Below are 630 nucleotides of genomic sequence, written 5' to 3'. Positions count from 1 at the left end.
CCTGAATCCCTCCCCCCTGATTCTTGAAAGTATTTGCTTATTTTGATAAAATAACTTCCCAAAATGAACGGTGCTTTGAATTTGGAATTTTTGCCTCTGAAAAGGGAATATATAAGCGAAATCCTGGAGATTGAGAAAGTTTCTTTTCCTGAGCCCTGGACAAGAGAGATGTTTGAACGTGAATTATCTCTTCCTCTGTCCAGATTTTTTGTTTTAAAGTTTGAAAATAAGATCGCAGGCTATGCCGCAGGCTGGCTCATACTTGATGAAGCTCATATAACGAACATTGCCGTACATCCTGATTACAGGAATAAAGGGCTTGGCAGCAAGGCCCTGGAGTTTTTAGTGGAAGATATGTGTATTAAGGGCGCAAGGAAAGCATTGCTTGAAGTCCGCGAAAGCAATACAGTAGCTCAGAAACTTTATAAATCAGCGGGATTTAAGGCAGTAGGTTTTAGAGAAAAATATTACAGGAATGAAGGCGCGATACTGATGGAAAAAAACTTATAAGCCCAGAACTAAACTCTAAACACTAAACAAACTCAAATAACCAAAAATAAAAAACAATTGAATTTTTTGTTTAAATTTTTAAGTTTTGAGCATTTGAATTTATTTAGAGTTTTAAATTTA

General features: G+C 35.9%; 1 protein-coding gene. It reads left to right on the top strand.

Translation table 11 applies throughout. The features are described from left to right. The first annotated feature begins 63 nt into the window (after positions 1-63). Complete coding sequence (gene rimI / locus LHV68_04430; GenBank protein MCB4791115.1) at positions 64-510, top strand: ribosomal protein S18-alanine N-acetyltransferase; 447 nt, start codon at positions 64-66, stop codon at positions 508-510. Positions 511-630: the final 120 nt, after the last annotated feature.

This window comes from Candidatus Liberimonas magnetica, assembly GCA_020523885.1.
Taxonomy (GTDB): domain Bacteria; phylum Elusimicrobiota; class Endomicrobiia; order Endomicrobiales; family JAFGIL01; genus Liberimonas; species Liberimonas magnetica.
The sequence above is the reverse complement of the archived record's forward strand: the minus strand, read 5'-3'. Positions and strand labels throughout refer to the sequence as shown.